The 22,087-nt window shown below is 61.4% G+C and carries 19 protein-coding genes; 9 read left to right on the top strand and 10 right to left on the bottom strand.

Translation table 11 applies throughout. The features are described 5' to 3' along the window. Positions 1–890: 890 nt before the first annotated feature. Positions 891–1,904 carry an NADP-dependent oxidoreductase gene (locus AC1RLZ_RS04060; RefSeq protein WP_493187584.1) on the bottom strand — a complete coding sequence of 338 codons (1,014 nt, stop codon included), beginning with the start codon at positions 1,902–1,904 and terminating at the stop codon, positions 891–893. 238 nt (positions 1,905–2,142) lie between these two features. Between AC1RLZ_RS04060 and AC1RLZ_RS04065 the strand changes: the two genes are divergently transcribed. Both AC1RLZ_RS04065 and AC1RLZ_RS04070 read left to right on the top strand, forming a co-directional pair. Continuing rightward, on the top strand, positions 2,143–3,426 hold the full coding sequence (locus tag AC1RLZ_RS04065) for a dicarboxylate/amino acid:cation symporter (RefSeq protein WP_493187585.1): 1,284 nt from the start codon (positions 2,143–2,145) through the stop codon (positions 3,424–3,426). 8 nt (positions 3,427–3,434) lie between these two features. Continuing rightward, positions 3,435–4,355: an amino acid ABC transporter substrate-binding protein gene (locus AC1RLZ_RS04070; protein ID WP_493187586.1), complete on the top strand. Its 921-nt coding sequence runs from the start codon at positions 3,435–3,437 to the stop codon at positions 4,353–4,355. A gap of 22 nt (positions 4,356–4,377) precedes the next feature. Here AC1RLZ_RS04070 and AC1RLZ_RS04075 read toward each other — a convergent pair whose 3' ends face one another. Both AC1RLZ_RS04075 and AC1RLZ_RS04080 read right to left on the bottom strand, forming a co-directional pair. Then, positions 4,378–5,697: a bifunctional folylpolyglutamate synthase/dihydrofolate synthase gene (locus AC1RLZ_RS04075; RefSeq protein ID WP_493187587.1), complete on the bottom strand. Its 1,320-nt coding sequence runs from the start codon at positions 5,695–5,697 to the stop codon at positions 4,378–4,380. Beyond that, a complete protein-coding gene (locus AC1RLZ_RS04080) occupies positions 5,690–6,697 on the bottom strand; it encodes an ATP-grasp domain-containing protein (protein WP_493187588.1) in 1,008 nt (335 codons plus the stop codon). Before AC1RLZ_RS04080 ends, AC1RLZ_RS04075 begins: the two co-directional genes overlap by 8 nt. A gap of 374 nt (positions 6,698–7,071) precedes the next feature. On the opposite strand from AC1RLZ_RS04080, the gene AC1RLZ_RS04085 reads away from it, so the two are divergent. Together AC1RLZ_RS04085 and AC1RLZ_RS04090 are read left to right on the top strand one after the other, a co-directional pair. Continuing rightward, positions 7,072–7,845: a ferredoxin--NADP reductase gene (locus AC1RLZ_RS04085; RefSeq protein ID WP_493187589.1), complete on the top strand. Its 774-nt coding sequence runs from the start codon at positions 7,072–7,074 to the stop codon at positions 7,843–7,845. A 212-nt stretch (positions 7,846–8,057) separates the two neighbouring features. Further along, positions 8,058–9,698 carry an FMN-binding glutamate synthase family protein gene (locus tag AC1RLZ_RS04090; RefSeq protein WP_493187590.1) on the top strand — a complete coding sequence of 547 codons (1,641 nt, stop codon included), beginning with the start codon at positions 8,058–8,060 and terminating at the stop codon, positions 9,696–9,698. Between the two features lie 58 nt (positions 9,699–9,756). Here AC1RLZ_RS04090 and AC1RLZ_RS04095 read toward each other — a convergent pair whose 3' ends face one another. The 3 genes from AC1RLZ_RS04095 to AC1RLZ_RS04105 form a co-directional block, all read right to left on the bottom strand. Continuing rightward, positions 9,757–11,667 (bottom strand): carbohydrate porin, encoded by a 1,911-nt coding sequence (locus AC1RLZ_RS04095; RefSeq protein ID WP_493187984.1) that lies wholly within the window; start codon positions 11,665–11,667, stop codon positions 9,757–9,759. A 381-nt stretch (positions 11,668–12,048) separates the two neighbouring features. Then, positions 12,049–12,312 carry a hypothetical protein gene (locus tag AC1RLZ_RS04100; protein WP_092140059.1) on the bottom strand — a complete coding sequence of 88 codons (264 nt, stop codon included), beginning with the start codon at positions 12,310–12,312 and terminating at the stop codon, positions 12,049–12,051. Between the two features lie 193 nt (positions 12,313–12,505). Further along, on the bottom strand, positions 12,506–13,327 hold the full coding sequence (locus tag AC1RLZ_RS04105; protein ID WP_493187591.1) for a creatininase family protein: 822 nt from the start codon (positions 13,325–13,327) through the stop codon (positions 12,506–12,508). Between the two features lie 88 nt (positions 13,328–13,415). Here AC1RLZ_RS04105 and AC1RLZ_RS04110 point away from each other — a divergent pair, with 88 nt between their 5' ends. Genes AC1RLZ_RS04110 through AC1RLZ_RS04130 form a run of 5 tightly spaced genes read left to right on the top strand, consistent with a single transcriptional unit; the run spans position 13,416 to position 17,776 of the window. Further along, positions 13,416–14,438 carry an ABC transporter substrate-binding protein gene (locus AC1RLZ_RS04110; RefSeq protein ID WP_493187592.1) on the top strand — a complete coding sequence of 341 codons (1,023 nt, stop codon included), beginning with the start codon at positions 13,416–13,418 and terminating at the stop codon, positions 14,436–14,438. Positions 14,439–14,446: 8 nt separating this feature from the next. Beyond that, positions 14,447–15,253 carry an ABC transporter ATP-binding protein gene (locus AC1RLZ_RS04115; protein WP_493187593.1) on the top strand — a complete coding sequence of 269 codons (807 nt, stop codon included), beginning with the start codon at positions 14,447–14,449 and terminating at the stop codon, positions 15,251–15,253. Continuing rightward, a complete protein-coding gene (locus AC1RLZ_RS04120; protein ID WP_493187594.1) occupies positions 15,250–16,086 on the top strand; it encodes an ABC transporter permease in 837 nt (278 codons plus the stop codon). Before AC1RLZ_RS04115 ends, AC1RLZ_RS04120 begins: the two co-directional genes overlap by 4 nt. Next, positions 16,086–17,069: a 2-hydroxyacid dehydrogenase gene (locus AC1RLZ_RS04125; protein ID WP_493187595.1), complete on the top strand. Its 984-nt coding sequence runs from the start codon at positions 16,086–16,088 to the stop codon at positions 17,067–17,069. The genes AC1RLZ_RS04120 and AC1RLZ_RS04125 overlap by 1 nt, the downstream gene beginning before the upstream one ends. A gap of 56 nt (positions 17,070–17,125) precedes the next feature. Then, positions 17,126–17,776, top strand: coding sequence for an AprI/Inh family metalloprotease inhibitor (locus AC1RLZ_RS04130; protein WP_493187985.1), 651 nt, complete (start codon positions 17,126–17,128; stop codon positions 17,774–17,776). Positions 17,777–18,032: 256 nt separating this feature from the next. Here AC1RLZ_RS04130 and radC read toward each other — a convergent pair whose 3' ends face one another. From radC to AC1RLZ_RS04150, 4 genes are all read right to left on the bottom strand, one after another. Next, positions 18,033–18,752 carry a RadC family protein gene (radC, locus tag AC1RLZ_RS04135; protein ID WP_493187596.1) on the bottom strand — a complete coding sequence of 240 codons (720 nt, stop codon included), beginning with the start codon at positions 18,750–18,752 and terminating at the stop codon, positions 18,033–18,035. 97 nt (positions 18,753–18,849) lie between these two features. Then, positions 18,850–19,677, bottom strand: coding sequence for a type I methionyl aminopeptidase (gene map / locus AC1RLZ_RS04140; protein WP_371424146.1), 828 nt, complete (start codon positions 19,675–19,677; stop codon positions 18,850–18,852). A gap of 139 nt (positions 19,678–19,816) precedes the next feature. Beyond that, positions 19,817–20,530 (bottom strand): DNA/RNA nuclease SfsA, encoded by a 714-nt coding sequence (sfsA, locus tag AC1RLZ_RS04145; protein WP_493187597.1) that lies wholly within the window; start codon positions 20,528–20,530, stop codon positions 19,817–19,819. 5 nt (positions 20,531–20,535) lie between these two features. Continuing rightward, complete coding sequence (locus AC1RLZ_RS04150; protein ID WP_493187598.1) at positions 20,536–21,858, bottom strand: mechanosensitive ion channel family protein; 1,323 nt, start codon at positions 21,856–21,858, stop codon at positions 20,536–20,538. Positions 21,859–22,087: the final 229 nt, after the last annotated feature.

A 22,087-nucleotide genomic window follows, 5' to 3' on the forward strand; every position in this document is an offset into this window, starting at 1 on the left:
ATTCGGGATTCCCCGCCACACCGATTGGTTTGCCTGAGGGTGTCTGCCTGGCCCGTCATTCCGGGGCAGCAGGGAGCCATCAAACATTTTTTCCTATATCTATTGACAGCATCCCCATCTTGATTATTTTCCCCTTCGTCCTGCCCCACCGAGAGGGGCGATCGCGATCGTCACGATTGCGGGGCGGGATGCGGTGGACGCCGGAGATGCGGCGTCACGGGATGTGTGGGTAACGGCTGTCTGCGGGCAGGCCGCATCGCCTGTGGTCAGGATACCACTGGGACAGGCGGTATGGCTGGCCTTCGGATGGAACGGGCCTGCGGATCAAGTGACGGACGACCAGATTCGAAACGCGTCCGGCCCAAGAGCTGCGCTCCCCCGGCCCTGTCGCGCAGGGCCAAACAAGGGTGACCTTGATCGGTTGCTTGGGCAAGCATTCAGCAAGCCGAAAAAACACCGCAGGCGGAACGCCGGGCAATCGCCCGTGCTTTCCGAAAGTCCTGATGCATACCCTTGCGGAAGACCGCATCGGCATCAGGCCCAGGGGTGCATCGGGCACCCGGCGTTCCGCACGCCCTCTCGCCAGGGGGCGGGAATGCAAGCGACGACGGCGCCCCCGCGCCGCCAACAACAGGGGCGATGACGCATGTCTGGAGAACAGTGGCTGTTTGACAGTTGAATCTGATGAGGCCGTAGGATGGGTAGAGCGCAGGCGCAGCGCGCCGGAGCGAAACCCATCATTCACGCGCACGAAAGCGATGGGTTTCGCTGCGCTCACCCCATCCTACGATCCTTACACGCCGTCATGCGCGGGCAGCGCGAAGCGAAGCTTCGCGAGGCTTCGCCGCGCTTGAGGGAGGGAAAAGGAAGAGGCTCTGCCCGATGTACTCTTACACCTTCACCATTCGCTTGCCGCGGTTCTCACCGGCCAGCAAACCGATCAGCGCCTGCGGCGTGTTCTCGAGCCCGTCGATGACATCTTCCTGGACCTTGAGCTTGCCCGAGGCGACCCAGGACTGCAGATCGGCCAGCGCCTTTTCGCGCTGGTTCATATAGTCCATCACGATGAAGCCCTGCATGATCAGGCGTTTCACCACGATGAGGCCGGGGACGCCGCGCGGGCCGGTCGCAGAGGGCGCGCCGTCATATTGCGAGATGGCGCCGCAGCAGGCGATGCGGCCGTTGAGATTCATTTGTGCGAGACAGGCCTCGAGAATGTCGCCGCCGACATTGTCGAAATAGACGTCGATGCCACCCGGCGCCGCCGCCTTCAGCGCCTTGAACACCGCGCCGTCCTTGTAGTCCACCGCGGCATCGAAGCCGAGTTCCCTGGTGAGCCAGTCGCATTTATCCTTGCCGCCGGCGATGCCGATCACACGGCAGCCCTTGATCTTGGCAATCTGGCCGACGATGGAGCCGACCGAACCGGCCGCCGCCGAGACCACGACGGTCTCGCCGGCCTTGGGCTTGCCGACGTCGAGCAGGCCGAAATAGGCCGTCAGTCCGGCGATGCCATAGACGCTGAGCAGATGCGTCATCGGTTCCATACGTGGCATCTTGTTGAGATGCTTGGCCGGCACCGCCGCGTAATTCTGCCAGCCGGTGTCGCCGAACACGATATCGCCCGGCTTCAGCGCAGGCGACTTCGACGACACGACCTCGGCGATGCCGCCACCCGCCATGACCGTATTGGCCTCGACGGCCGCGCGATAGGTTGCGCCATGCATCCATGCGCGATTGGCAGCATCGAGCGAGATGTAACGTACGCGGAGCAGCGCCTCGCCGTCCTTCGGTTCGGGAACCTTGCCCTTTGATAGTTTGAAATGCTCGGGGCCCAGTTTTCCTGTGGGCTTTTCGACGAGCAGCACCTGATGATTGACGGTGTCGGGCGTTATGTCGGTCATGGCCGTTGTCTCCCTGTTTCTTCTTCTTCTGTCGAAACCTGTTGCAGCCGCCGCGCACAAAACGATCAGGCTGCACAGTTTTTGTAGTTGGCGAATGACGCTATGCGGCAGCGCGGCATTCCACAACGGCTATTTGCCGCCCGATAATACCGAAACGGTACGCGGCTGACGAAGCTTGTTGCGTGCCCCGATCAATATGACAGACTGTCGCAGTTGGGAATGTGTAACGGGGGTCGGTATGTCGAACAGGTTTACGCAATTCATTCTGATCGCGATGGCGCTGGGCATCGTGATGGGCTCGCTGGTTTTCAACTATTTGCCCGATAGCCGCGGCGAGATCGCGGCCGATGTCAATCTGATCGCGATGCTGTTTCTGCGGCTGATCAAGATGATCATCGCGCCCCTGGTCTTCGCCACGCTGGTCGGCGGCATCGCCCATATGGGCTCCGGCTCCAAGCTCGGCCGCATCTTCGCCAAGACCATGGGCTGGTTCGTCAGCGCTTCCTTCATTTCGCTGCTGCTCGGCCTGGTGATGGTCAACCTGTTGCAACCCGGCGCAAATTTCCCGGGAACGCTGCCGGCCGCAGGCCAGTCGACGGGCTTGCCGGTGTCGGCTTTCTCCATTGAAAAATTCCTCACCCATTTGATCCCGACCTCCATCGCGGATGCGATGGCGCAGAACGAGATCCTGCAGATCGTGATCTTCGCGGTGTTCTTCGCCGTTGCGATGGGCGCCATGCCGGAACGCTCCAAGCCGATGCTGGCGCTGATCGATGACCTCGGTCACATCATGCTGAAGGTGACGGGCTATGTGATGCTGTTCGCACCTCTCGCGGTGTGGGCGGCGATCATGGCGACGGTGTCGAAGAACGGGCTCGGCGTATTGTGGAAGCTGATCGTCTTCATGGGCGGTTTCTATCTGTCGCTGGCGATCCTGTGGGGCATCCTCGTGGTGGTCGGCTTCGTCGTCATCGGCCCGCGCTACGGTCATCTGCTGCGGCTGATCCGCGAACCGCTGATGATCGCGTTCTCCACCGCAAGTTCGGAAGCCGCCTATCCGAAGACGCTGGAGGGCCTCAACCGCTTCGGCGCGTCCTCGCGAATCTCCAGCTTCGTATTGCCGCTGGGCTATTCGTTCAATCTCGACGGCACGATGATGTATTGCACCTTCGCCAGTATCTTCATCGCGCAGACCTATCATATCGAGATGTCGCTCGGCACGCAGCTCGCGATGCTGGCGACGTTGATGATCACCTCGAAGGGCGTGGCCGGTGTGCCGCGCGCCTCGCTGGTGGTGATCGCGTCGACGCTCAGCCAGTTCAACATTCCCGAAGCGGGCCTGTTGATGATCATGGGCATCGATACGTTCCTGGACATGGGCCGCAGCGCCACCAATGTGATCGGCAACTCGCTGGCCACGGCGGTGGTCGCGAAATGGGAGGGGGAACTGGCTCCGGCGGATGCGGTCGGTCCCGATGAGGAGCTGATATCCGGAACGATCCCGGCACTCGGACACGGTTGAGGTCGACGATGCGTCGCGCATGGACGATGTCGCTACCGGGCGGATGGCTGGCCGCGCTGCTGCTGGCGACGACTGCGCAGGCGCAAGCGCCTGCAGAAGGCCTTAGCCCGACGCTGGCCGCGATCAAGCAGGCGCATGTGGTCAAGCTCGGCTATCGAGAAAGCTCGCCGCCGTTCTCGTTTCTCGATCAGGCGGGCCGGCCGATCGGCTACAGCCTCGAACTCTGCGAGGCCATCGTCGAGGACATCGGCATCGAGGTGGACGATCCCGCGTTGAAGATCGAATACGTCAAGGTGACGTCGGACGATCGCATCCCCGCGGTGATCGACGGCAAGATCGATCTCGAATGCGGATCGACCACGGCCAATGCCGAACGGCGCAAGCTGGTCGCATTCTCGCCGCTGATATTCGTTGCCGGCACCAAGCTGATGGTGCCGAAAACGACGACCGGGACTGCGCCGACCGACTTCAAGGGCAAGACCATCGTCGTCACCAAGGGCACGACCAACGAACAGGCCATGCATGCGGTCGACAAGAAATTCAATCTCGGCCTTAACATCGTGGTCTCACCCGATCATGAGCAGAGCTACCAGATGCTGGTCGACGGCAAGGCCGATGCCTTCGCGACCGACGACATCCTGCTGTCGGGTCTGATCGCGCGGCACAAGTCGCAGGACAAGTTCCGCGTGGTCGGCGATTACCTGTCCTACGATCCCTACGGCATCATGTTCCGCAAGGGCGAGAAGCAGTTGAGTGACGTGGTCGAGCGCGCGTTTCGCCGGCTCGGCTCCAACCGCGATCTGATCCCGCTCTACAACAAATGGTTCGTCGCGCGCCTGCCGACCGGCGAACGCATGGGCGTCTCGATCTCGCCGCAGCTCGAAGAGAGCTTCAAGGCGCTGGACGATTCCGCAGGCGGGACGAACTGAGCACAAACTGTCAAAAACAGCCTCAGAAAAACACCAAATCTTGCGCCTTGCCGCCGCGCAGCACCGTGGCATATTCGATCGCCGCAAACAGCCCGCCGGCAACATAGATCTTGCGCGGTACGGCGCGCGCCAGTTGCTGGCTCAGGCGCACCGCATCCTCGATCTCATTGGCCACATGAATGCGCGCCGCCGGATGCGCCTTGCGTGCCGCAGCGCCGACCACGCGCGCATCGGCGCCCTTGTGATAGGCGCGGGTGCAGACGATCGTGTCGAAGCGAGGCGCGAGATGCCTGGCGATATCGTCGACATTCTTGTCGCCGGAGACGCCGAGCACCAGCAGCCAGTTGTCGTCGCCATGGATGGCGCGAAGGCTCTTCAGGGCCTGTGCCACGCCATCAGGCGTATGGCCGACATCGATGACGGTCAGGGGATCGCGCTGGATGATCTCGAGCCGTCCCGGCCATCGGGTATCGCGCAGCCCGGTGCGGACCGCGAGATCGATGGCGCTGGTGGTCGCGTCCGGATGCATGCGCTGCATCCAGAGAATGAACAGCGCAGCCGCTATGGCGGCATTGTTGAGCTGGAACTCGCCGGCCAGCATGAGTTCGAGCGCGCGCAGATCGAATGCGCCGAGCCGGCAGTTGAAGGTCTGGCCTTTGACCGACGCGAATACGTTGCTGATGGTGATCTCGTCGCCGATATGCAGGCCGGTGACGTTGCGGTTCAGATTGTACTCGGCGAGATTGCCGCGCAGGGGCAGGCAGTTCTCGCCATAGACGACCGTGCCGCCCGAGATGCACGCATCGCTCTTGTCACAGGCGATCAGCGCCAGCGAGTTGCCGAGCAGGTTGACATGTTCGAGGTCGACCGACGTCACGCAGGTGATGTCGGCGCCGACGAGGCGAACCGGATCGTAGCGTCCGCCGATGCCTGCTTCGAATACCGCGAATTCGCATTCGGTCTCCTGGAAATACAGGCAAGCCAGTGCGAACTGTGCCTCGAAGGCCCCGAATGTCTCATGCAGGGTGTGCTGCTTGAGATCGGCGATGGCGGTCGCAACACGCAGCACCAGAGCTTCCAGCAATTCGTCATCGACAGGCACGCCGTCGATCTGAAAGCGCTCGTTGAAGCGATAGAGATGCGGCGAGGTGAACAGTCCCGTGCGCAGGCCGAAGGCGCGGCCGATGCTGGCGCAGAATGCCGCCGTCGAGCCCTTGCCGTTGGAGCCGGTGACGACGACTGAATGCTTTCGCAGCCGTGATCGATCGATCGACAGCGCGTCGAGCAGCATCGCCAGCCGTGCGAGGCAGAGGCCGTCGCCATATTTGGGCAGGTTAAACATCGAGCAGGCCGATCGCCGTGAATGTATGCCGCCAGATGCGCAGGATCAGGTCCTCGCGGCCGCTGTCTTCAAGAAAGCGGATCGAGGGATTGGCATTGACCTCGATGACGCGCAAGGCCGCCGCATCGCCGTCGATATCCGTAAACAGGTCGACGGCGCCGGCGCGCAGGCCCAGCGCCTTGACGGCCTGTAGCGCCATTGCAAAGGCGACAGTCTCGTTACCCGGCGCCGCAAAGCTCATGCTGCCGCCTGCGCTGCGATTCATCCGGCCCGGAATCGCGCGCCGCTCGCCGTATGGCAGCACACGATCGAGGGAGATGTCGTCGAGACCAGTGGTGGCCGACGAAATGCCGTGGCGGTCCAGTGCGGACGTCTCCGCGGCGATCAATTGCCTGAGCGTCGCCTTGCCGTCGCCTGTCACAAAGGGCGACGTTTTCTGCGCGCAATACACGACCTCGTCGTCGAGGATGAAGATGCGATATTCCTGGCCGGCATAGACGCGCTGCATCAGGATCGCGTCATAATACTGTGCGACCTGCCCGAGATAGGCCATCAGCGCATCGCCGCCCGCGACGATCTCGGCGAAATCACCGCGCGATCCCATCAGCGGCTTGATGAAGGCCCGGTCGCCCAGCTCGGCGAAATGCCAGACCGCATCGGCATGTTCGTGGCCGGGCGGGCGATGGGCGCGATAGCGCTCATGCAGGAAGAAGTACTTCCCGCCCAAGGTCGGGACGCCGGCGCGCTCCATCAGCACATTGGCAAAATACTTGTCATTCGCCAGCGTCGCAGCGGTGGCATTGTTCTGCGGAAAGAACGAGCCGCGCCCGGCGCCGAAGGATGCGCTCTTGCCGTTGCGGCTGACTGTAAAGATCAGCCCCGTTCCGCTATCGACCTCAGCGAAATCTAGCCCTAGCTGACGGCAGGCATATTCGGCATAGATCGACTGGTCGGGATAGAACGGGGGCTTTCCAGCCCGGATGTCGCGAAGGGATGTCATCAAGGACCGGGCCGACGATTGAACGAAAAGCCGCCTGCGACGACTTTAACGAGGTGGCCGGAAACTACCGGATCGGGATCGGGCGATCCAGCCGGATACCATTAACGATGCCCGGCAAGAAATTGAATGAAACCTCCCATATCGGGTAATTTAATGTCGCGGCCAGATCGGCTGCTGCTGCATGGGTAACCTGCTTTGGAAATTAATCGACCGCCTCCCTCAGTCCGCAATTGCACTTCATGGCTTCTTTGACTAATTGTCATTCGCAGCTGCGAGAACCAAAATTAGCCAATAGCCGCAATGGTTTCTCGGCGTCGTGACGCGGCAGACAATGGACTTGTTCTAAAAAAGCCCGCACTGGAAAATCAGATCTCATGAGCGCCTTTCACAGAGAGAAAGTTCTTTCCGTCCAGCATTGGACCGATACACTTTTCAGCTTCAAAGCCACCCGCGATACCTCGTTCCGCTTCCAGAACGGCCAGTTCGCCATGATCGGCTTGGAAGTCGATGGCAAGCCGCTGCTGCGCGCCTATTCCATGGCCAGCGCGAACCACGAGGAAGAGCTGGAATTCTTCAGCATCAAGGTGCCGGACGGTCCGCTGACCTCGCGCCTGCAGAAGATCAAGGAAGGCGACACCATCCTGGTCGGCCGCAAGGCTGTCGGCACGCTGATCACCGACAACCTGCTGCCGGGCAAGCGCCTGCTGATGCTCTCCACCGGCACCGGTCTCGCGCCGTTCGCCAGCCTGATCAAGGACCCGGACGTCTATGAGCGCTACGAGCATGTGGTGCTCGTGCATGGCTGCCGTCAGGTGTCCGAACTTGCTTATGGTGAGCGCCTGGTCGCCAAGCTGGCCGAGGACGAGCTGTTCGGCGAGCTGATGAAGGACAAGTTCACCTATTACCCGACGGTCACGCGCGAGCCATTCCGCAACCGCGGCCGGATCACGGACCTGATCGCGTCGTCGCAGTTGTTCAACGACATTGGCCAGGGCCCGCTTTCGATCGAGACCGACCGCATCATGCTGTGCGGCAGCCCCCACATGCTCGAAGATCTCAAGATCATGTTCGAAGAGCGCGATTTCATTGAAGGCAGCGGCTCGAAACCGGGCCACTTCGTGATCGAGAAGGCGTTCGTCGAGCGCTAAGGGCGGCCCGGTACTACCCGATACATTGCACTGCAAAACCCGCGTTTCGACGCGGGTTTTGTCGTTTGGGGCCTTCGCGCTTTTTTCAACGATTCATTGAGCGCGCGCGCTAGATTGGGCCTCCGGCGCGACGCCCTGCGGGAACGCGCTTGTGATGATTGCGTCATCGGGCCTGTGTAACGCTAGTGACACTCATGTCTGGCAGGAATTCTATGGAAACGTTGATGCTTCCCCTCTCGCCGCGCTTCATCGTTTTGACGATCTGCGGCGTCGCCACCTTGCTGCTGATCGGCATCGGCATCGTCGACCCCAAGGTCATCCCTCTCGTTGTCATCCCGGTCATCGTATTCGGCGGCCTGACCATGCTCGGCATTCACGACGTGCTGCAGAAAGACCATGCGGTTCTGCGCAACTATCCGATCTCGGCGCATATCCGCTTCCTGCTCGAAGAAATCCGCCCGGAGATGCGACAGTATTTCTTCGAGAGCGAAAAGGACGGCATGCCATTCAGCCGCGACACGCGTGCGGTGGTCTATCAGCGCGCCAAGATGGTGCTCGACAAGCGCCCCTTCGGCACCCAGAAGGATGTCTACCAAGAGGGCTATGAGTGGATGCATCATTCGGTGGCGCCGCGGCCGCATGCGCCCGAACAATTCCGTATCACTATCGGCGGGCCGGATTGTCTGAAGCCTTATTCGGCCTCGGTGCTGAATATCTCGGCCATGAGCTTCGGCGCGCTCAGTCCCAATGCGATCCGCGCACTGAATGGCGGCGCCAAGCGTGGCAACTTCGCCCATGACACCGGCGAAGGCGGCGTCAGTCCATATCATCAGGAAAACGGTGGCGACCTGATCTGGGAAGTCGGCTCGGGCTATTTTGGGTGCCGCACGCGCGACGGAAATTTCGATCCTGAGGCTTTCGCGCGCGTCGCTGTCAGCGATCAGATCAAGATGGTCGAGCTCAAGATCAGCCAGGGCGCAAAGCCCGGTCATGGCGGCGTGTTACCTGCGGCGAAAGTGTCGGAAGAAATTTCACGCATCCGCGGCGTTGCGATGGGCGAGGATTGTATTTCGCCGGCCTATCACAAGGCTTTCTCGACGCCGATCGAGATGATGGAATTCATCGACAAGATGCGCCGGCTGTCCGGCGGCAAGCCCGCCGGCTTCAAGCTGTGTATCGGTCATCCCTGGGAATTCCTTGCGATCTGCAAGGCGATGCTGCAGACCGGCATCTATCCGGATTTCATCGTTGTCGACGGCAATGAAGGCGGCACGGGCGCTGCGCCGCTGGAATTCATGGATCATCTGGGCATGCCGATGCGCGAGGGCGTCAACTTCGTGCACAATGCGCTGATCGGCATCGGCGCGCGTGACCGCATCAAGATTGGCGCCTCCGGCAAGATCGCGACGGCCTTCGATATCGCCCGCGCCATGGCGCTGGGCGCTGACTGGTGCAATTCGGCGCGCGGCTTCATGTTCGCCTTGGGCTGCATCCAGTCACTGAGCTGCCATACCGATCGCTGCCCCACAGGCGTGACGACGCAGGACCCCACGCGGAATCGTGCGCTCGCCGTGCCGCAGAAGACCGATCGCGTTTACAATTATCACGAGGCGACGTTGCATGCGCTGGCCGAGCTGATTGCGGCCGCCGGGCTCGATCATCCGCAGGATATTCGCCCGATCCATTTCTCGCATCGCGCCTCCGGTACCGATGTCCTGTCTTTCACGCGGATGTATCCGGCCCTGCGCCACAACGAGCTGGTCGATGGCACCGGCGACAAGCGCTTTCGCGATGCATGGGAGATGGCGCAGGCGAGTACGTTCCTGCCAGCAGCGCTGGAACATTCGGCCTAGAGTCTTTTGCTTGACGCGTTTCTTCGCGCGAACGAGTGCCCGCTCGCGCGAGAACGCTCTAGAACTCGCCGTGCAATCGGCCTGAGAAGATCGAGACCGGTCCGCGATCCTTGTTGTAGGCAGGGTTCGCAATCAGCTGGTAGTCGGCCGTAAAGGTGAAGTTCTTGTCGATGGCATAGGCGTAATAGGTTTCGAGCACACGCTCGGTCCCGTAATTCAGCCGCCCGTCGCCGATCAGCAATCCGTGGCCGCCTGCGGCGAGAAAGTCGCGATGTGCGCTGGATAGTCCATTGATCGCGCCGCCGAGACCGATCGTGTCATTGGCGCGGCCCCAATGGCTGCCCTTGACCGATACGCCGGCGGACACGCTGCGATCGATATCCGTGAAGGACAGAATTTCGTTCTGGCCGTCGTTCCAGCTCGCGCGCGCAAAGATGCCGACGTCGTTGAAGATCTGCTGCTCGCCATTGACGTAGAAGCCGTATTTGTCGCTGGCGCGGCGGATCGACGACATCACGTCGTTGATATCGAGCGTCGGATCAGTTGCTTCGATCGCCAGCGCGCCGCGATAGTTGCCGGTATTGCCGCGATTGAAGAAGGCGCCCACACGCAGCTTGCCCGGCTGGTCGAATATCTGGTGACGTTCCTCGAACTCGACGACCGCGCCGCCGGTCTTGAAGTTGAGAATGTCACTGTTGGGTGCTGACGGCACCTGGAACAGGCCGGCGCGAACTGCCCAGTCCTTGCGATTCAATTCGACGATGGCGCCCCGCGTGTAGCCGGGCAGGTCGGCCGGAAAATCATAGGCGGCTGATGACCACATCGCCCAGTTCATGAAATCAGCGCGGGGGTCCTTGGCGTAGGAATTGCCGTCGAAGAAATCCCCGATTGCGAAGCGGCCGACCGTCAGCGTGATGCGGTCGATGTCGCGCTTGCCGGCCAATTGGTTGGCTGCGTCAGACACGTCTTCCTGCTCGCCGCCGAGACCGAGCGTCTGGCGGAAGTAATAGCGCTGTGGGCGAATTCTCGGATAGGCGCCGCCGGCCTTCTGCGCCTCGCCATTGGGAAAGCCGGCGAGGCCGAGCGTGCCGTTGAAACCGAAGCCCTGCGCCAGTTCGGGATTGAAATAGAACTCGCCGCCTTCCCACAAACGCAGGCCGAGGAACGCGGTCGTCGTGAAGGTCTCGCGTGCCTGCGCGCCGCCAAAGAGGCTGTTGGTGCCCTGATAGGGCGAGCGGAAGCTCGGATAACCGGTCGCGATGAAGGTCGTCTGGCCGTGCACATTCCAGTCGGTGGATTCCTGCAGCGCGCCTTTTGCCATGACAGGTGTCGATGGCGACCACGCAGGAGCGTCGCCGAGCCTGTAGTTCATGCCAAGCTTGAATGTGTGAATCTTCGGATCGACATTGGCGTTCGGCAGGCCCGCCGAGCCGAGATCGTAGGTCTGCCGCATAAGGTCGAGATAGGCGTATTCCGCCTTGGCGGTCCAATTGCCGCCGACCGCGAACTCGACGCCTGCGCCAGCGGTCCAGCCGACATGATCGCGCGGTGTCGAGGAGATCAGATCGCCGTTGACGTCATTGAGGTTGAGCTTGGTGCGTCCCCAGGCGAGACCAGCAGTCGCATAAGGCAGCCACGTACCGACCGCATAGCCGACCCGGCCGCGTGCAGTGGCAAAATAGTCCAAACTGGTATGGAAAGGCTCCGACGTCAGCCGCGCGGTATCGGTCGGACTGGTGAAGCTGGCATCGACTTCGACGCCAAGAACCAGATGATTGCTGAACTGCCTGTTGTAACCGGCCTGATAGCCGCCGATCAGCCCGGTTGGGGTCGACGGTAAAAATACACCTTGGGCCGGAAGGCTGTTGGCGCCCGGACCGAAACTGCCATCGCCATAACCGAAATGGGCGCCGAGATAGAAGCCGCTCCAGTCATAGCCGGGTGGCTGGCGCAGCGCCTTGACCGGCATATCGGCGGCGATGGCCGAGCCGCCCAACCCAAGGACACCCAGCGCAACGCCAGCCAGAGCGCGTTTCTGGACGCGCTTCACGGCAGGTCTCGCGATCGTTCCGGGGGCATTCATACAGCCGTCAACCCTCACTCACGTCCCCACACTTGAGGCTGTTCGATATTCCACAGAAACAGCCGATTCGCCGGGGCGAGTGGGCAACACTTGCAGTCTCATCGCAAGTGAAGGCCGTGGCGTCAAAGGACTATGTGACACCGGATTATGACGATCGAATAACGCAAAAGGAGACCCGCCCGAGGGGACAATCGGGCGGGTCCGGTGCGACACGGGGTGGATGAGGCGCCCGTGTCGGACGCAAATCCACTTCAGTCGATCGAGGGATCAGTAGTTACAGGTCCGGACGCGGCCGACATAGTTGCCGTAGCCGTCATACTGGCGGACCCAGCCGCAGCGATATCCGTAACCGTAGTAGCCGTTGTTGGCGGCAATGGCGCTGCCGACGACCGCGGCGCCGACCACACCGGCGGCGATGCCGAAGCCGATGCCCGGGCCCTTGGCCTGAGCGGACTGCGTGGACGATGCCACAGTGCCAGCAGCGGTAAGAGCAACGAGAGCGAAAGCAGCAATCTTGGACTTGATCGACATGGGATAACTCCATCCTGTTGAAGTGCAGCCGTCGTGGCCTGCATGCCAATCAGTCGGAGCCCAAACGGATCGGGTTCGAGACCCGGTCGAACTATTTGGTTTCAGGCAAATTCTTTTGGTTTCAGAACGGTGTCGTCATCCGCACGGAATATGTCGTCGTGCGAACCGGGCAATCCGCCCGGTTAACCACATTTCACGCACCGGCGTCCGGTTCGCGATCAAACGCCGTCACGTCGAAGCGATGCATGTCCGTCAGTAATTCGCAGAACGCCTTTGCGCCGTGCGCCAGCAGTCTCTCGCCCTTGTCGGCAGACGCCTGCGTGGCATCGCCAATCGCGCCGCCGGGATGAAGGTCTTCGGCCTGCCACGCGAATGGCGCGGGCCGGCTTGCGGACAGCCACCGATAGTTCTTCTCCATCGCGATCGCCGACGATGTGAAATTTGCGATCTTGTCGTTGCGGACATGCTGCGGGTAGCGCGCCAGCATGATCGATGTTTCCACGGCGCCGCCATGAATCCCGTGACGCAATTCTTCGTCGGTGAACAGGCCATCCGGCGCACCGAAGCGGTTCCAGCCGGTGGTCGCGACCAGCATGCCGTATTCGGCACGCAGGTCCTGCGCCGCGAGCGTCATCGCAGCACTGTTGCCGCCGTGGCTGGTGACGATCACGAGTTTCTGAATGCCGGCGCGCGCGACGCTTTCGCCGATCGCGGTCCAGGACTGCAGCGCGATTTCGGTAGGCAGTGTCAGCGTGCCGGGAAAGGCGAGATGCTCGGTCGAGATTCCCACAGGTTGAAGCGGCAGAAACGTCGCCGGAACATCCGGAGGCAGCAGGCGCTGCACCTCTGCGAGATAGGCCTGCGCAATCATGACGTCGGTGCCGAGCGGCAGATGCGGCCCGTGCTGCTCGGTCGCGGCCAATGGCAGCACTGCAATCCAGGACGCCGGATCGTTCCTGGCGATGTCGGGCCAATGGATGGCAGTCCAGTCGCGGGGCGGCATGTTGGCAGTCATCGAGGTGCGTTTCTTTGGTCAGTTATGCAGGGTAGTCTGGCGGCAGATTGCTTCCTATCATGGGCCATAACGGTCGACGGAGTCCAATATGAGCCCGATATCCCTGCTGCGCGCGTTAACCATTGGCACACTGGCCATGATGGTCGTGTGGTCGCCCGCCGCAGCGGAAACCAGGCTCGACAAGGTCAGTTTCGGCACCAACTGGGTGGCCGAGGCCGAGCATGGCGGCTTCTTCCAGGCGGTCGCGGACGGCACCTACAAGAAATACGGGCTCGACGTCACCATCGTGCCGGGCGGTCCGAACGTGAACAACCGCATCCTGTTGATTTCAGGCAAGCTCGACTTCTTCATGAGCGCGAACACGCTGCAATCCTTCGATGCCGTCGCCAATAATGTGCCGGTGGTCGCTGTTGCCGCGATCTTCCAGAAGGACCCGCAGGTCTTTCTGGCGCATCCCGACCCCAGGGTGACCAAGCTCGAAGACCTCAAGCCGATGACACTGCTGATCTCGAAAGAGGGCGTCGCCGGTTATTTCCAATGGATGCGGTCCGAACTCGGCTTCAGCGCGTCCAAGGTCAAGCCTTACACCTACAATGCACAGCCCTTTATCGTCGACAAGAACAGCGCGATGCAGGGCTATGTCACGTCCGAGCCGTTCGTGGTCGAGAAGCAGGCCGGATTCAAACCAACGGTGATGCTGCTCGCGGATTACGGTTTCGACGGCTATTCGACATTGATCGAAACGCGCCGCGAATGGGTCGACAAGAGGCCGGATCTCGTCCAGCGTTTCGTCGATGCCTCGATAATCGGTTGGTACAACTATATCTATGGCGACAACAAAGCCGCCAATGAGGTCATCAAGAAGCTCAACCCGGAAATGACCGATGAGTTGCTCGCCTATTCCATCGCCAAGATGAAGGAATATGGCATCGTCGACTCGGGTGATACTCTGAAAGACGGTATCGGCGCGATGAGCGAAGCGCGTGTCGCCAGCTTCTTCGACAAGATGTCGCGCGCTGGCGTGGTCAAGCGCGACATCGACTATCGCAAGGCCTATACGCTGCAGTTCATCAACAAGGGTGTCGGTCTCGATCTCCGGCCGAAGAAGTAAACCGGCAGATGGTCGAGCCTGTCTTCTCGTCAAGCGATGCCCCTACCGCCGTGCGTTTGCGCGGTGTCACAAAGGTCTATGACAACGGCACCGTGGCGCTGGGGCCTCTTGATCTCGACATTCGCAAGGGCGAGTTCGTCTCGCTGCTGGGATCGTCCGGCTGCGGCAAATCCACTGCATTGCGTCTGATCGCCGGCCTGATCGCGCCGTCCGCCGGAACCGTTGATGTCGCCGCACGCAGCAGCGGTCGCGCCATTGGCTTTGTGTTCCAGGAGCCGACGCTGATGCCGTGGAGCACGATCCGCGAGAATGTGCGGCTGCCCCTCAAGCTGGCGCATATGCCGGATACGCAGTCGACGGCGCGGGTGGACGAGGCGCTGGCGCAGGTTGGCCTGGCTGATTTCGCTGACGCCTATCCGCGCGAATTGTCCGGCGGCATGAAGATGCGTGCGTCGCTGGCGCGCGCCCTGGTGACCGAGCCGGACATCCTGCTGATGGACGAGCCGTTTGCCGCGCTCGACGAGATCACGCGCTTCCGGCTCAACAACGACTTGTTGTCGCTATGGCGCAAGCTCGGCAAGACGGTCATTTTCGTCACCCATTCGGTGTTCGAGTCGGTTTATCTGTCGCAGCGCGTTGTGGTGATGACGTCGAGGCCCGGCCGCGCCAGCGCCGAATGTCACATCGAATCCGCCGAGCCGCGCGACGATGCGTTCCGTACGTCGGTGGCCTATGCCGGCTATTGCCGCGATGTCTCGCGGGCGCTGATGCAGGCCGGCGACGAGAAGGCCAATGACGCAAAGGCGAAGATATGAGGGGGCTGGAGCCAATACCGGCCGTCGATCGCGGTTCGGCCGTGCCGGGCAGCAGCACGCCGTGGCAGCGTGTCGTTTGGCCCGTTGTCGTGTTCATCGCGGGCATCGCGCTGTGGGACCTCGTCGTTCGGATCGGTGACATCCCGCCCTATCTGCTGCCTGGTCCCTTGCTTGTCTTTCAGACGCTGATTGCGGACTGGCCGATCCTGTCTGAATCGCTGGGCGTGACGCTTCTGACCGCGCTGGAGGGCTTTATTGCCGCGGCCATTGGCGGGATCGCGCTGGCGCTGTTGTTCAATCAGTCCAAGTGGCTGGAATATTCGCTGCTGCCTTATGCGATCGTGCTGCAGGTGACGCCGGTGATCGCCATTGCACCGCTGATGTTGATCTATCTGCCGCAACAGACGGCAGTGGTGGTTTGCGCCTGGATCGTGGCGTTCTTCCCCGTGCTGGCCAATACCACGCTGGGCCTCAATTCGGTGGATCGCAATCTGGCAGGTCTGTTCCAGCTCTATCGGGCGTCGCGCTGGCAGGTGCTGCGCTATCTGAAGCTTCCGGCGGCACTGCCATTCATACTTGGCGGATTGCGCATCGCCGGCGGACTGTCGCTGATCGGCGCTGTCGCGGCTGAAATCGCGGCGGGTGCGGCCGGCGCAGGTTCAGGCCTCGCCTATCGTATTTCGGAATCCAGTTATCGCCTCAATATTCCCCGAATGTTCGCCGCGTTATTGTTGCTGTCCGTTGCGGGGATTGTGATCTATATGCTGCTCGCGCTGGTATCCCACGGATTATTGCGGCGCTGGCATGAGAGTGCACTGCGAAAGGAAAAATAATGGGGACGGGAATCTCTTCGGACAAAATCGACCTGCTGATCTATGGGCCAACGAAGCCGCTGATCAATAACGGTTTCTCGGATCAGTTCGTATTGCATAAGTATGAAACCCAGCACGATCTCGAACGGTTGCCGGCGGGTGTCGCCGAGAAAATTCGCGGTATCGCCGTGACCGGTCTGGTACCGACCAACAGCGCCGTGCTGTCGAAATATCCCAAGGTCGAAATCATCTCCTCGTTCGGCGTCGGCTATGATCATATCGACGCGAAATATGCGGCCGAGAACAACATCCTCGTCACCAACACGCCCGATGTGCTGACCGAGGAAGTCGCCGATACGGCGCTCGGCCTGTTCATCGCCACCGCCCGTGAATTCATCAAGGCCGACAAATATGTCCGTTCGGGTCTGTGGCTGACGCAGCCTTATCCGCTCACGGTCGGCTCGCTACGCGACCGCAAGGTCGGCATGGTGGGCATGGGTCGCATCGGTCAGGCGATCGCACGTCGTCTCGACGCGTCGCTGGTGCCGGTGGTCTATCATTCGCGCAATCCGGCGGCAGGCGTCTCGCACAAGCACTATCCGAACCTGATCGAGATGGCGAAGGCTGTCGATACGCTTATCGTCATCACGCCGGGCGGAGCCTCGACCGCCAATCTCGTCAATGCGGAAGTGATGCAGGCGCTCGGTCCGCGCGGCATCATCATCAATATCGCGCGCGGTTCGGTGATCGATGAGCCTGCACTGATTGCGGCGCTCAAGTCGGGCACCATTCTGGCGGCGGGTCTCGACGTGTTCGCGCAGGAGCCGAAGGTGCCGGACGAACTCAAGTCGATGCAGAATGTCGTGCTGCTGCCGCATGTCGGCTCGGCCTCGGTGGTGACGCGTAACGCGATGGATCAGCTTGTGGTCGACAATCTCAAGCTCTGGTTCGCCGGCAAGGCGCCGACGACGCCGATTGCGGAAACCCCGGTGAAAGGGCGCTGATCGTGAAGTCCGCGTCGGTGCGCTGTCGATGTCTTGCGTTGGCCATTGCTGGCGCGATGCTCGTCGGCGCGCCGGCGCGGGCTCAGGATGCTGCTTCCCTGCGGAAGAACATGATCGGGCAGTGGGAGTTGTCGACCACCGAGCGCAGCAAGACCTGCGTGGTGACGCTGAAGAACGATGCGTCACCGCAGGGACTGAAGCTCGAACTCGAGCCGGATTGCGCAAAGGCGCTGCCTTTCACCAAAGACATCACCGCCTGGACTATCAAGGGGCTCGATATCGTCCGGCTGCAGAATCCGACAGGGGAAGCGGTGATCGATTTCACCGAAGTCGAGAGCGGCATCTTCGAAGGCATTCGCACCGGCGAAGGCGTCTATATCCTGCAGAACCTGGCGGCAGCCCGCGCGCTGACCAAGTCGATGGACCAGATGATTGGCGACTGGTCGATAGTGCGCGGCAGCGGCCGCGTGATCTGTGGCCTGACGCTGACCAATACCGAAACGACACAGGACAATTTCGCCGTCTTCCTGAAGCCGCGCTGCGAGCCTCTCGTGGCGAATTTCAATCCCAAGCAGTGGCGTCTCGAGCGTGGCGAATTGCTGATAATGTCGGCATCAGGCGAGACCTGGCATTTCGAGGCCGACGACAATGCGCAGTGGCGCCGCGTTCCTGACAGCGCCGACCCCTTGATCTTGCTGCGGCAGTAGCCCGTCGCCCGGATGGAGCGACGCGGACTACGAAGCAGTGTTACCTCGCGCCACGAGGCAATCGGCTCTTGAAATACGCCGGTTCTGGCATTCGCGATGACCACTGATAGCGAACGACGCCCTTGCCGGCATAGCTGGTGGTGGTGTCGGAGAATTAGCCCTCAAAAACAGGCGAGTACTTCGCAACAGGTCGCCGAAGATGCCTTGACCACTCTAAACGCGCGCCGTGTCCTCTGTCGCAGATTGCTCAACGTCCTCAGATCAGTTTCATTCCCTTCAAACTCGCATGCCCATGTTTGCCGACGATGATGTGATCATGCACCGCGATGCCGAGCGGCGCGGCGACATCGATCACCGCCTTGGTCATCTGAATGTCGGCCTGCGACGGTGTGGGATCGCCGGACGGATGGTTGTGCACCATGATGATGGCCGTCGCGGATAATTCGAGTGCGCGTTTGACTACTTCGCGCGGATAGACCGGCGTATGGTCGACGGTGCCGACCTGCTGCACTTCGTCGGAGATCAACTGGTTACGCTTGTCGAGGAACAGGATGCGAAATTGTTCCTTGTCGGCAAAGGCCATGGCCGTGCGGCAATAGTCGATCACCGTCGCCCATGACGACAGCACGGTGCGCTGCTTCAACTGCCCCTTGGCGACGCGGCTGGTGGCGGCGGCGATCGGTTTGATCTCGGTAATGGCGGCTTCGCCCAGGCCGCCGATTTCGCGCAGCCGCGTATCCGGAGCATGTACCGTCTCGGCGAAGGAGCCGAACTTGGTGATCAGCGATTTCGCCAGCGGCTTGACGTCCCGGCGCGGCAGCGCACGGAACAGCACCATCTCCAGTAATTCGTAATCACTCAGTGCGTCGGCGCCGACGCTGCGAAAGCGCTCACGCAGTCGCTCCCGGTGGCCATGATAATGTGGGGCGTCGGCAAGACCTGTCGGTGAGGCCGGGTCGCTGGAACTGACAGGCATGGGATGCCAATGCTCGCATGGACATTATCCACGAGCATGCCGCGCCCGGCTGCATTTGCAACCAGAAAGTGTTCATTGTCGCGTGGCGATTTAAAGTTTAGGCGGCGGGCGTCGGCGCCTGTTCGTTATGCCGCTTGGAGAGCGTGAAAATCTCGACGCCGGTCGCCGTTACGCCGACGGTGTGCTCGAACTGTGCCGACAGCGAACGGTCGCGGGTCACGGCGGTCCAGCCGTCGGACAGCACCTTCACATGCGGCTTGCCGAGGTTGATCATCGGCTCGATGGTGAAGAACATGCCGGGGCGCAATGTGACGCCTTCGCCGGGGCGGCCGACATGGATGATATTCGGCTCGTCATGGAACATGCGGCCAAGACCATGGCCGCAGAAATCGCGGACCACGCTCATCTGCTGCGGTTCGACGAAACTCTGGATCGCGTGGCCGATGTCGCCGGTGGTGTTGCCGGGCTTCACCACGGCAATGCCGCGCATCATCGATTCATAGGTCACCTCGACCAGACGCTCCGCCTTGCGGGCAAGTTCGCCGACGCCATACATGCGGCTGGAATCGCCATACCACCCCTCGACGATAAAGGTGACATCGACATTGACGATATCGCCTTCCTTCAGCGCGCGATCACCGGGCATGCCGTGGCAGACCACGTGATTGATCGAGGTGCAGGTCGAATAGCGATAGCCGCGATACATCAGCGTCGCCGGATAGGCGCCATGGCTGAAGGCGAATTCGCGGACGAAATCGTCGATCGCTGAGGTCAGCATGCCCGGCTTCACCAGATCGGTCAGCTCGTCCAGGCAGAGCGACACCAGCGCGCCCGCCTTGCGCATGCCGGCAAAGGCAGCAGGACCGTGCAGCTTGATCTGGCCGGTTTTGCGCTGGGTGGTTTCGGAGGCTTCGACGTAGCTCATAAGAGATATTGCCAGGCAGGGGGCGACGGGAATGTATGATTTGAAGCCCCAATTTAATGGCTGGGGCGGTCAGCGCAAGCCAAAGCCGCTCAGCCAGCCCCCCTTGGGGCTCATGGCTCGGTTCGTGTGCCGGCCTTGTTCATGGCTGAATCGGCACGCGCCCGGCCAGAACGATGTCGTCACGGTCGATCCGGCAGGTATAAGCGATGGCTTCGACGCCTGTGGTGCGGGCTTTGTCGAAGGCGCGGCCATAGGCCGGGTCGATATCCCGCGCCAGTGCAAAACCTGTCGACGAGCCGATCTGGACCACGAACAGCATCACGGCCCGGGCGCCCGCGGCGACCATGGCGGCCAGTTCGTCGAGATGCCGGGCGCCACGCGCGGTGACGGAATCCGGGAATTCGGCCAATCCCGGCTGGCGCATCATGTGGACGTTCTTGACCTCGACATAGCAGGGCGGCCGTGAGGGGTGTTCCAGCAGGAAATCCACCCGCGATGCCACGCCATATTTCACCTCGCGGCGGATGATGTCGTAGCCGGCGAGTTCGGGGATCGCGTTCGCCGCCAATGCCTCGGCGACGATGGCATTGGGATGCATCGTATTGACGCCGACCAGTTCGGGGCCATTGCCGAAATCGGCTTCGATCAGCTCCCATGAATAGGGCAGCTTGCGGGTCTTGCTGGGCGACTTCGACAGCCAGACAGGCGATCCGGGCGCCTGAAGTCCGAGCATCGCACCGGGATTGGCGACATGGGCGGTGATCACGCTGCCATCGGCCAGTTCGACATCGGCAAGGAAGCGCTTGTAGCGCCGCAGCAGCGTCGCCGGGACGAGATCGGCCTGTAGCCTCATCGGGACTATTCCGGACCGGATGTGACTTCGACGATGGTTTCGACCGGCAATGCCCCGCCACGGATCTTTAGCTCGCGAACCGGATAGGGAACGCGGATGCCTTCACGCTTGAAGGCATCCCATAGCCCCAGCATCACCTCGCTCTTCACGGCATCCATGCCATCGGGCGAGTCGATCCAGAAGGTCAGCGAGAATTTCATGCCGGCTTCGGCAAACTCAGTAAGGATGCAGTTCGGTGTCTTGGTCGTATTGGCACGTGGCGATGCCTTTGCGACGTCGATGGCCAGCTTGCAGACCACGCGCGGGTCGGCATCGTAATTGGTGCCGAAAGTGACCTTCACCAGCGTGTCCTTGTCCGTATAGGTCCAGTTCACGACCTTCTGGGTAATGAGGTCCTCGTTCGGGATCAGGAATTCGCGGCCATCGCCGGCTGCGACCGAGATATAGCGCGTGTTCATCGCGCTGATGCGGCCGGAACTGTCGCCGATGGTGACAAGGTCGCCGGGCTTCACCGATTTGTCGGCGAGCAGGATCACACCGCTGATGAAATTAGCGACGATCTTCTGCAGGCCGAAACCGATACCGACACCGACCGCGCCGGAGAACACCGCGAGCGCCGAGAGGTTGATGCCGACCGCGCCCATGACGAGCGCGACCGCGAACACCATCAAGAGCAGCCGTACCAGCTTGATCAGCAACACCTGGATCGAGGGCGTGAGGTCGTGGGACTGCCTGATGCGTCCTTCGAGGAAATTGCTGGCGATATTCGACAGCCACAGCGCCACCGCGAGCAGCACGCCGAGCTTGATCAGCAGCAGTGGCGTCAGCCGAAGCCCGCCGAGATCGATCCCGTTGGCATCCAGCATGGCGATGGTCGGTTGCAACTGGCCGATGATGCTGAGGGCCGCCACGAGCCAGGCCGAGATCGACACCAGCCGGACCACGAATTCATTGCGGATCACGCTGGTGACCAGCCGGATCACCAGCCAGGCCAGCGCGAGCTTCGCCGCCACCGACAGCAGATAGCTTCGGCTCGGCCAGGTCGCGCTCAGCATGATCACACGGTCGAGAGTCATCAGGATGGCAAAGACCGCGGTGGACGCGCTGCCGACGAGGATGCGCATGAACATGCGCAGCGGCGCCGGCCAGCCCATTGCCAGCGATGTCATATCGACCCGCGAGCGGATTGCGGCCCCGATGGCGAAGGCAATGCCGCCGCCGGCCATCATCAGTCCGAGCTGCAGATAGAACCACGGCGAGGTTACCTCGGCGCCGAACGATCGTGCGGTTGCCAGCACGAATTCGTGGGTGTCGGTCAGGTCAAGCATCGTGCAGCTCTCGTCTTCGTGAATGTGTCGTGTGGTGCGGAAGCATCGCTGGACGGCGTATTTGATTCGGATGGGCAGAGATTCACACAAGCACCACGTCGGCGCCATCGAGCGGGGCTCCTGCCTTGTGGTAATTCCCTAGAAATACCTGCAAACAGATATCATGCAGAAAACGTTTGGCGTCTCGGAGTGGCAACGATAAGCATGGATTTGCAAGTATTTCCGGCCT

This window comes from Tardiphaga sp. GW822-FHT04G09, from assembly GCF_058800725.1.